Raw genomic sequence first — 11,975 nt, forward strand, 5'->3', positions numbered from 1 at the left:
GACCACGGCGGCCGGCAATGACTTCGGCCTGGATGGGATCGTCCTTCATGACATGAGCCCCAACGTAAGCGTTGCCAAAGCGCTGGTCGACGAGGATGTCACGCGCAACAACGTCGCCGAACCCGGCGAGACGCTCACCTACGAGATCACCCTGGCCAACAGCGGCGCTGGCGCCGCCACGGATTTTGACTTCATCGAGAACGTTCCCGACGGCGCGACGATGACTTCTGTCACCGGCGCCAACGGCTTCACCACGCCGGTGCAGGGGCCGGCGACGGTCCAGCTCACGGTTCCGCTCGTCGCCGCAGGCGCGACCGAGAAGGTGCGGGTGCAATTCGCGGTCGCGACGCCGATTCCGCTCGGCGTCACCAGCATCAGGAACCTGATCAGCGGCGGCGACATTCCGCCCGGCTGCACGACCTGCAGCGTGTCGATCCCCACGCCGCCGCCGGTGCCTACCGGCGTGCCGACCATGTCGTGCACGACCAGCGGCGCCTATTTCAACACGGCCTACAACGGCGCCGGTGGCAAGCTGGTCTCGGGCAAGGATTCGTACTGGGCTATCGCAACCACCACCACGCCAGTCACCGGCGCTCCGCCGGCAGGGTTGAGCTACACGGCCGCGACCGTCGTCAGCAATCCGTCGATGAGTTGGATGGTTTCGCCCTTCGGCAATGCGAACTGGATCGCCCATAGCGCCACGGGCGGGCAAGCGGCCAATCTCGACAGCTTCTACCGCTATCAGTTCAATCTCGATCCAGCGGTCGATCCTGCCAGCCTCGACCTCAAGATGACATTCTATGCGGACAATGCCGTCCACCAGGTCTGGGTCAACGGAGTTGCCCAGGGCATACAGTCCAACTACGGCGCGGCCGACCCCTATTACTACGGCGGCTTCTTGGCAGGCGGCGGTGCGACCGGCTCGCTGCGCGGAAACTGGCAGACCGGCCTGAACACCATCGTGGTGCATTCCAAGTCGGCGCCGGGGTTCCAGGGCCTCATGGCACAGATCAATCCGGTCGAGATCTGCCAGCCCAAGGTCACGCTGCGCAAGGCGGTGGTGAACGACAACGGCGGCAGCCTGACTCCCGCCGATTTCACGCTGCGCGCCAGCGGACCCAAGGTGGTCGAGGGCGCGATGGGCGCGGCAGTTGTCACCAATGCATCCATTCCCGCCGGCACCTACACGCTCAGCGAGGATGCCGTCGCGAGCTACACCAGCGATCAATACAGCTGCGCCGTCGATGGCGCGGCGGCGGTCGTCGGCAATTCACTGAGCCTGGCAAATGGCCAGAACGCCATCTGCACGATCACCAATGACGACATCGGCCCCAAGCTGACGCTGCTCAAGTCCGTCACCAACGACAATGGCGGTACGGCTGTTGCTGCTGATTTCACGCTGACGGCGACGGGCCCGGTCTCGATCTCGGGCATTGCGGGCAGCGCCGCCGTCACCGATGCGTCGGTTGGCGTAGGAACCTACACACTGGGCGAGGTGAACAGTCCCGGCTACACGACGTGGGACTACAGCTGCGTCGTCAACGGCGCGGCACCCGTCTCCGGCAACACGGTTGCCCTTGCGCTTGGCGACGAGGCCGTCTGCACGGTGGTCAACGACGACCAGCCAGCGCGGCTGACACTTGCCAAGACCGTCGTCAACGACAATGGCGGCGCGGCCGTGCCCGCCGACTTCACGCTTTCGGCCACGGGGCCCACGCCGATCTCCGGCGTGTCGGGGAATGCGGCGGTGACCGCTGTTGCGGTCGACGCCGGCAGCTACACGCTGTCGGAGGCCAACCTGCCGGGCTACACCGCCGGCACCTATAGCTGCGTCGTCAATGGCGGTGCTGCGGTTTCCGGCAGCAACCTCGCGCTCGTGCCCGGCGACGTCGCCGTCTGCTCGGTCACCAACGACGACGAGGCGGCGCGGCTGACGCTCGCCAAGACGGTCGCCAACGACAATGGCGGGACGGCCCAGGTCTCCGACTTCACGCTGACGGCGACCGGACCAGTGACGATTGCCGGCAAGACCGGCACCCCTGTGGTGACCAGCGCCGAGGTTCCAGCCGGCACCTACGCGCTGACCGAATCCAACCTGCCTGGCTATGCCGGCGGCGACTATTCCTGCGCGGTGGATGGCGGGGCTGCCGTATCCGGCAACAGCCTGACGCTCGGCGTCGGCCAGGAGGCCGTCTGCGCGATCGTCAACGACGACATGCCGGCGCGGCTTACGCTGGTGAAGACGGTCACCAACGACAATGGCGGTGTTGCGACACCCGCCAACTTCACCCTGACGGCGACCGGTCCGGTCATCGTCTCGGGCGTCACCGGTTCCGCGGCGGTTACGGATGCAGCGGTGCCCGCCGGCACCTATGTGCTGCGCGAGACCAATTTGCCGGGTTACACCGGCAGCGACTATGCCTGCGTCGTCAATGGCGGCGCAGCCGTTGTCGGCAACACGCTGGCGCTGGCCAATGGCGACGCGGCGGTCTGCGCCATCGCCAATGACGACCAGCCGGCGACGCTGACGCTCGTCAAGACGCTGGTCAACGACGACGGCGGCATCGCCGCCGCAACCGACTTCACGCTGTCGGCCACGGGGCCTGCGACGATCACCGGCGAGACCGGATCGGCGGCGGTGACGGCAGTCTCCGTTCCGGCGGGAAGTTATGTGCTGTCGGAAGCCAACCTGCCCGGATACAGCAGCGGGCCCTTCAGCTGCGTCATCAACGGCGCGCCGCAGGTGTCGGGCAATGCGCTGACGCTGGTCAGCGGCGACTCTGCTGTCTGCGAGGTCGTCAACGATGACGTTCCGCCCGCCGTGGCCATCAGGAAGCAACTGACCGGCGAGAGCATGACGGTCGACGAGGTTCCGCAGCCGGACGAAGTGCTGACCTACCAGATCACGCTGACCAACAGCGGCGGCACGGCGTCGAACTATTCGCTGACAGACGTGCTCGACGGCAATGTCGACTTTGTCAGCGCCAGCCATGGCGGCGTGCTCAGCGGCACGGACATCGTCTGGAACGGTCTCACGGTCCCGGCCCATGACGGCACGGCCGCCGGCGTGCTGGCGCTGACCGTCAGCGTCCAGGTCAAGAACCCGCTGCCGGCGGGCCAGACGACCGTCACCAACATGGCCAAGCAAACCGGCTCGCCCGATCCCGACTGCCCGTCCGATCAGTGCGTCCAGATTCCAGCGCCGCCGAAGATCACGATCAAGAAGGCGTTGGTGGGCGAGAGCATCGCGAGCGACCGTCTTCCCGTGGCCAACGAGGTGCTGACCTATGAGATCGCACTGACCAACACCGGCGGCGCGGCCATCAACTATTCAGTCACCGACGTCCTCGACGCCAACGTCACCTTCCAGAGCGCCGACAATGGCGGCGTGGCCAGTGCCGGCGAGGTGGTCTGGAACGGCCTGACCGTTCCGGCGCAGGTCGGAGCCGTGCCCGGCACGCTGGTGCTGACGGTCAACGTCGTGGTCAACGATCCGCTGGCCGCCGGCGCCATCGTCACCAACCTGGTCAAGGAGACCGGCAAGCCCGATCCGATCTGCCCGTCCGACCAGTGCGTGCAGATCCCTGATCCCGCGCACATCACCATCCAGAAGTCGCTGGTCGGCGAGTCCGGCGGCACGCTGCCCGGCATTGCCGAGCCGGGCGAAACGCTGACCTACCGCATCCGCCTGGCCAACAATGGCGGTGCGACCAACAGCTATGCCGTCACCGACAAGCTCGACTCCAACACGCTCTTCTCGTCCGCCAGCCATGGTGGCGTCGACGTCGGCGGTGCTGTTGAGTGGACCAATCTCGCGGTGCCGGCCTACAGCGCCGGTACCCCCGGCATCCTCGACCTCACGGTCGTCGTGATCGTCGACGATCCGCTTCCGGTCGGCACCACGGAGGTCGCCAACATCGCCTTGGAGACGGGCCAGCCCGAACCGGACTGCCCCTCCGCGCAATGCGCCCAGACGCCGACGCCTCCTGTCATCGCCATCGACAAGAAGCTGTCTGGCGAGAGCGGCAGCCGCGTCGGCGTGGCCGAACCCGGCGAGACGCTGACCTACCAGATCACGCTTACCAACACCGGCGGTGCCGCATCTGGCCATGCCGTGACTGACCGGCTTGATCCAAACGTCTCCTTCGTCAGCGCAAGCGACGGCGGCACTTCGAGCGGTAGCGATGTCAACTGGAGCGGCCTTTCGGTTCCGGCCCAGTCCGGCGGCGAGCCGGGAACCCTGGTGCTTACCGTGCGCACCAAGGTGGCGAGCCCGCTGCCGGTGGGCGTGACCAGCGTGTCGAACATCGCCTTCGAGACCGGCCAGCCCGAACCTTCCTGCCCGTCAGTCCAATGCGTGGAGCTTCCCACGCCGCCGAACGTGACGATCAAGAAAACGCTGATGTCCGATACCGGCGGCAGCCTGCCGGGTGTCGCCGAGCCGGGCGAAACGCTGGTCTACAAGATCACGCTGACCAATACCGGCGGCCCGGCGACCGGCTTTTCGGTCGTCGACAAGCTCGACCCGAACGTGTCCTTCGGCTTCGCCTCTCCCGGCAGCGTCTGGGACAACGGTTCGACCGTCACCTGGTCGGGACTGAGCGTGCCGCAGCAGGCGGGGGCAACCCCTGGCAAGCTGGAGCTCTTCGTCCATACCATCGTCAATACCCCGGTCCCGGCCGGCGTGACGAAGATCGGCAACGTGGTCTATGAGACCGGCGAGCCTGAGCCCGTCTGTCCTTCCGACCAGTGCGTGTCCTTGCCGACACCGCCTGCGATCACCATCGCCAAGGCGCTCACCGGCGAGAGCGGCAGCCGTGCCGGCATCGCCGAGCCGGGCGAGACGCTGACCTATACGATCACGCTGACCAATGTCGGCGGGGCCGCGACCGGTTATGCTGTTACCGATAGTCTCGACGCCAATGTGACCTTTGCCAATGCCAGCGACGGCGGCGCGCTTTCCGGCAGCGACGTCAACTGGAGCGGCCTGTCCGTTCCGGCCCAGATCGGTGTCGTGCCAGGCACGCGCACGCTGGTCGTCCGCACCAGGGTCAAGGATCCGCTGCCGGTTGGGGTAACCAAGGTCTCGAACATCGCGGTGAAGACCGGCGATCCGCTGCCGTCCTGCCCCTCGGCCCAGTGTGTGGAGATTCCGACCCCGCCCGCGGTCAGCGCGAGTAAGCAGCTTACCGGCGAAAGCATCGGCGTCGACACGATCGCCGAGCCCGGCGAGACGCTGACCTATACGATCACGCTGACCAATGCCGGCGGCACCGACTTTGCGGGCTACAGGCTGACGGAGAATGTGCCGGCGGGTGCGACCCTGACCTCGGTCACGGGAGCTTCCGGCTTCACCGCCCCTGTGTCCGGCGCGGCGGCACTTGACCTCACCGTGGCGTCGGTTCCGGCCAACAGCAGCGCCGTAGTCACCGTGACCTTCCTGGTGGCCGATCCGCTGCCGGCCGGGACGACGCAGGTTACCAACACGATCTCTGGCGGCGACCTGCCGCCCGACTGCGCCGCCGCCTGCGCGGTGACGACGCTGACGCCGGCCAAGGTGACGGTCGACAAGCGCTTGACCGGTGAGAGCTTCGCCGTCAACGGCGTGGCGCAGCCTGGCGAGGTGCTGACCTATGCCATCACGCTGACCAATGCCGGGGGCACTGCGTTCACGAACTTCGACCTGACGGAGAACGTGCCGGCGGGTGCGACGCTGACCTCGGTCACGGGTGCTTCCGGCTTCACCGCGCCCGTCGCTGGGCCTGGCACCGCCGACCTCGTGGTCGCTACGGTTCCGGCCAACGGAACGGCGACTGTGACCGTCCGGTTCACCGTCGACGATCCGCTCGCCGACGGCGTGGCCTCGATCGTCAACACCGTCTCGGGCGGCGACATCGATCCCGCCTGCGCGACCTGTTCGGTGACGACGCCGACCGCGCCCAAGGTGACGGTGGCCAAGGCACTGACGGCCGAGAGCATCGCCGCTGACAGCACGGCCCAGCCGGGCGAGGTGCTGACCTACACGATCACGCTGACCAACGCCGGCGGCTCCGATTTCGCCGGCTTCGACCTCACCGAAAACGTGCCGGTAGGGGCAACGCTGACTTCGGTCACTGGAGCGTCGGGCTTCGGCTCGGCGGTCGCCGGTCCGGGCACCGCCAATCTCAGCGTCGCCACGGTTCCAGCCAACGACACGGCAACGGTGACGGTCGTCTTCACCGTCGACGATCCGCTCGCCGATGGCCTGGCGGCCATCGTCAACACGGTGTCCGGCGGCGACATCGATCCTGCCTGCACGACCTGCTCGGTGACGGTGCCGACCGGACCCAAGATGACGGTGGCCAAGGCGTTGACCGACGAAAGTATCGCGGTCAACGATATCGCTGAGCCCGGGGAGGTGCTGACCTACACCATTACGCTCACCAATGCCGGCGGCTCGGCCTTCACCAACTTCGACTTCACCGAGAACGTGCCGGCAGGGGCGACGCTGACTTCGGTCACAGGCGCTACCGGCTTCACCGCCGCGGTCGCCGGGCCGGGCACGCTCGACCTCACTGTGGCTACCGTGCCCGCCAACGATACGGCCACGGTCACCATCGAGTTCACCATCGCCGACCCGATCCCTGCCGGGCTCACGGAGATCGCCAACACCATCTCGGGCGGCGACCTCGATCCCGCCTGCACCACCTGCGAGGTGACCACGCCGACCGCCAAGCCGGAGCTTAAGATCGTCAAGTCGGGTGCCTATGAGGATACCGACGGCAGCGGCAGCCCGACGCCGGGCGACAGGCTGTCCTACAGCTTCGTCGTCACCAACACCGGCAACCTTGCGCTCGACAACGTCGACCCAGTCGATGCAGGCCCGATCTTCAATGGTCAGCCCGCCGGCGGCAGCCTGTCGGCGATAACGCCAGCGCCGTTGACGCTTGCGCCCGGTGCGGCACAGACCTTCACGGCGACCTACGACCTGACGCAAGCCGACATCGACAATGCTGCCGGCATCGATGACGGCGTCGACAACACGGCCCGGGCCCGCGGCTACCGCAACGGCGTCATCGTCCCGTCGAACCTGGTGGAATCGAACGACAGCATCGCGCTTCTGGCGCTGCCTGCCGCTGCTCCGTCTGATATCACCGTGACCAAGCAGGCCGGCTTGCGCTTCATCCGCATCGGCGAGAAGGCGCCTTACACGATCACGGTGACCAACAACTCCGTGGCCCGGGTGAGCGGCCTGACCGTCACCGACGTGATGCCTGCCGGCTTCCGCTTCGTCGAGGGCTCGGCGACCGTCGACGGTGTCGCGGTGACGCCTGCCGTCAACGGCCGCAACATCGTGTTCGAGAACCTGGCGCTGAATGGCAGCGGCAAGATCGAGATCCGCCTGCAGCTGATGGCGCTGAGCTCGGCCGGACCCGGCAAGCACATCAACACGGCGATCGCGACAGACGATGACGGCAACCCGCTTGCGCCCGAGGCCAAGGCGTCAGTCGAAATCCTGGCCGAACCCGTCTTCGACTGCGGCGAGATCATCGGCAAGGTCTTCGACGACAAGAACCGCAACGGCTACCAGGACGAAGGCGAACCCGGCCTGCCGGGCGTGCGGCTTGCCACCGTCAAGGGCGTGCTGGTGACCACCGACGCGCATGGCCGCTTCCACGTCGCCTGCGCCGACCTGCCCCAGCGTATCGGCTCGAACTTCATCATGAAGCTCGACACCCGCACGCTGCCTTCGGGCTACCGCCTGACCACCGAGAACCCGCGTGTCGTCAGGCTTACCGCCGGCAAGATGACCAAGCTCAACTTCGGCGCTTCGGTCGGCCGTATCGTCAAGCTCGACCTCAAGGACGAGGCTTTCGTCGCCGGCGAAACCGCGCTGCGGCCCGAGTGGAACAAGGGCCTCGACCACCTCGTCGAGTTGCTCGGCAAGGAGCCGTCGATCCTGCGCATCCGCTATCTCGATGCGACTGCCGGCAAGGACCTGACGGATGCACGCATGCGGGCCCTGGACAAGGAGATCGCCAGCCGCTGGCGCGCCGCCGGTCACCGTAGCTCGCTCGATGTCGAAACGCGCGTGGAAGCAAGCAAATGAGCTCCGTCGTGAAAGCCCGCCTCATGCACATGACATCCGGCCTGCGCGGCACCTTCCTTGCCGGAACGGCACTCACCCTGCTTGCCACGGCTGGCGTCGCCGCGGCGGCCGGGATGGGCGACATTCCGTTCTCGATCAGCGTCGACGGCGAACCGCTCGCCGAAGGCGCCAAGTCGACGTCGGAGGATATCGATCGCAAGACAGATGTCGACCTCGCCGCCGTCGACATCCAGGTCAAGTTCGACGGCCTTGAGGCCAAGCCGCTGCTCAACATCTCGACTGTGCCGGTCAGGCGCAGCTACAGAGCAGGGGAGACGGTGGCGTTCCTGGCGACCGCCAACTACCCGGCCTTCATAGACCGCGCTGAAATCCGCATCTACCCCGCCGAGGGGGCGGGTGCGGTGACACCCGTCGCCGTCGTGCCGGTGAAGATCAACGGCGAAGCCGGCTGGACGATGCCGGCGGAATTCGACGGCGAGCCGGAGTTCACCTACGTGTTGCGCGTCTATGACGCCAAGGGCCGCCACGACGAGACCGTGCCGCTCAGCATCAAGCGCACCGAACGGGACTACACTCCCGATGCGAAGAGGGAAGCAGCCGCCCCCGGCACCGGCGAGGACCGCACCGCCTTGCGCAACATCCCGATCAATGGCGGGGCCGTTACCGTTTATGGCCGCAACGTTCCAGAGGGCCACCGCGTCAGCGCATTGGGCGAGGACATCCCGCTCGACGACGAACGCGCCTTCGTCGTGCAGCGCATCCTGCCGCCGGGCGACCACCAGGTCGATGTCGCGGTCCAGGGCCTGTCGAAGGCGAGCGCGCTCGACTTCAACCGACAGATCAATATTCCGGACAATGACTGGTTCTATGTCGCGCTCGCCGACCTCACTGTCGGCAAGCGCATGGGCGACGCCAACATCGAGGCGGTGCGGCCGGGCGAATATGACGACATCTACACCAATGGCCGGCTCGCCTTCTATGTGAAGGGCAAGATCAAGGGCAAGTATCTGCTGACTGCCGCCGGTGACACCGGCGAAGACAAGATCGAGAACATGTTCCGCGGCCTCGACGCCAAGGATCCGAGGCAATTGCTGCGCCGGCTCGATCCGGACGACTTTTACCCTGTCTATGGCGACGACTCGACCATGGTCGAGGACGCGCCGACCAACGGCAAGTTCTTCGTCCGCCTCGATCGTGGCGACAGCCACGTCATGTGGGGCAATTACAAGACGCGCATAACCGGCACCGAGTTCATGCGCTCCGACCGCGCGCTCTATGGCGCGAGCGCGGTCTATCGCTCGCAGGAGACGACTTCCTTCGGCGAGCGCAAGAGCGAGGTCACGCTTTATGCCGCCCAGCCCGACACGCTGCCGCAGCGCGACGAATTCCTGGGAACCGGCGGCTCGGCCTACTTCCTGAAGCGCCAGGACATCACCGTCGGCTCCGAAACGGTGACCGTGGAGATCCGCGACGCCGTCTCCGGCCGCATCGTCGAACGCCGCACCCTCGTCTATGGCCAGGACTATTCGTTCGACTACATGCAAGGCGTGATGATCCTGAAACGGCCGCTGTCGTCGTCGGCCGGCACCACCGGCCCGGTGCGCGACGGCGCGCTTGGCGGCAACAAGGTCTATCTCGTCGCCCAGTACGAATACACGCCGGTTTCCACCGACGTCGACGGCTATGTCTATGGCGGTCGCGGCCAGCAATGGCTGAACGACAAGGTGCGCGTCGGCGTCACCGGCATGAGCGAGACCACGGGGGAGGCCGACCAGCAGGCCTATGGCGCCGACATCCAGCTGCGTCATTCGGAAAAGACCTTTGTCGAGGCCGAAGTCTCGCATTCCAAGGGCCCCGGCTTCAGCACCTCGCGCTCCTATGACGGCGGCCTGACAATCAGCGACGTCGCTGGCAGCGGCAACCGCGACCGCGCCGCGAGCGCATGGCGTGTGCGCGGCCAGGTCGATCTCCAGGACATCGCCAAGGGCGGGCCCAAGGGGACGGTCGGCGGCTACTACGAGGAAAAGCAGGCCGGCTTCGCGACGCTGTCCGAGCAGGTCTCGGTCGACGAGCGCATCTGGGGCGCGCATGCCGACCTCGAACTCAACGACCGCACCGGGCTGGACCTCGTCTATGACGACTTCTCAGACGAGGACGGCAAGGTCGAGCGCGAGGGCACGGCCAGCCTGAGCTACCAGTTCGACGAATACTGGAAGGCCTCCTTCGGCATCAGCTACACCGAAGTGATGTCGCCGCGTGCCATCGCCTCGGGCAAGGCCGGCTATGACGGCTCGCGCCTCGATGCTGGGGTGCGGCTCGAATACGAGCCAAACGACGACTGGAAGGCTTATGTCTTCGGCCAGGGCACGCTCGGCCGCTCCGGCGATATCCGACGCAACGACCGCGCCGGCGTCGGCGGCGAGATGAAGCTCACCGACAAGGTCGGCCTCGCTGGCGAGGTCTCCTACGGCACCGGCGGCGTCGGCGCGCTTGCCGCCGTCACCTACGACCCGACCGCCGACGACCACTATTATGTCGGCTATCGCCTCGATCCGGATCGCGCCTTCGATATCGACCGCAACTATGATCTCGTCGGCCGCGACAAGGGAGCGGTCGTCGGCGGCGTCCGCCGCAAGCTCGGCGAGACCGCATCCGCCTATGCCGAAAACAGCTACGACATGTTCGGCCAGCGCCAGTCACTGACGCAGACCTATGGCGTCGTCTATACGCCCGACGCGGTGTGGACTGTCGACACCGGGCTTGAGGTCGGCACCGTCCGCGACGACACCATAGACCCGGCGACCGGCAAGCAGCGCTCGGACTTCGACCGCAAGGCAGCCTCCCTGTCGATCGGCTACAACGACGAGGAGGCCGGCATCACCGCCCGCATCCGCGGCGAGGCGCGCTTCGACAGTTCCGACGACGGCAGCCGCGACGCCAATTCCTACCTCTTCGCCACCGGCCTGTCGTGGAAGACGAGCAAGGATTGGCGGCTCATCGCCAATGTCGACGCGGTGCTGTCGGACTCCAATGCCGGCGCCTTCCATGACGGCGACTATGTCGAGGCCTCGCTCGGCTATGCCTACCGCCCGGTCGACAACGACCGGCTCAACGCGCTGTTCAAATACAGCTGGCTCTACGACCTGCCCGGCATCGACCAGGTCGGCATCAAAGGTTCGCTCGCCAGTCCCAAGCAGCGCAGCCACATCCTCTCGGCGGACCTGATCTACGACCTGTTCCCGTGGCTGTCGGTGGGTGGCAAATACGGCTTCCGCATCGGCGACGTCCAGCAACGCGTAACCGACGGCTCCGAGACCTTCACGGACTGGCAGCGCTCGTCGGCGCATCTCGGCATCCTGCGCGCCGACCTGCATATCGTGAAGGCGTGGGATCTTCTGCTCGAAGGCCGCGTGCTCTACATGCCCTCGGCGCAGACCACCGACTTCGGCGTGCTGGCAGCGGTCTACCGCCATGTCGGCGACAACTTCAAGGTCGGTGTCGGCTACAATTTCGGCCGCTTCTCCGACGACCTCCGCGACCTCACCCTCGACGACGAGGGCGCATTCCTCAATGTCGTCGGAAAGTTTTGAAGTGTCGTCGGGAGGCAGGAAATTGGATCGCGGGTAGGGCCATGCCGCTCATGTGAGGCGCCTTTCCGTGATCATCTCGCGGCGTGCGCGTCGCCAGGGACGATTGTCAGCATGATCTAGACTAGCGATTGGCAGCGAACAGTCCTTCGATCCCGCGCACGCGCCGTTGTCCACGCATGGCTGTCAGCTCCGTTGCACAACGAAGCTGCCTGACCATCGCGCTGATTGGAAAGGTCGTTGACGCCGTCCCGGCGCCATTCCGCCAATGCGGCACCCGGGCACTCAGGCCGTTTGCG

The 11,975-nt window shown here is 66.4% G+C and carries 2 protein-coding genes; both read left to right on the forward strand.

Features of this window, described 5'->3' with window-relative positions; all coding sequences use genetic code 11:
• The first annotated feature begins 52 nt into the window (after positions 1–52).
• Entirely contained in the window at positions 53–8,089 is an 8,037-nt protein-coding gene (locus PCJ21_RS08450) for a DUF7507 domain-containing protein (RefSeq protein WP_269930950.1), read from the forward strand.
• Complete coding sequence (locus PCJ21_RS08455) at positions 8,086–11,679, forward strand: TonB-dependent receptor (RefSeq protein ID WP_269930951.1); 3,594 nt, start codon at positions 8,086–8,088, stop codon at positions 11,677–11,679. Before PCJ21_RS08450 ends, PCJ21_RS08455 begins: the two co-directional genes overlap by 4 nt.
• Positions 11,680–11,975 lie beyond the last annotated feature (296 nt).

It is taken from the genome of Aminobacter sp. HY435, from assembly GCF_027568395.1.
Taxonomy (GTDB): domain Bacteria; phylum Pseudomonadota; class Alphaproteobacteria; order Rhizobiales; family Rhizobiaceae; genus Aminobacter.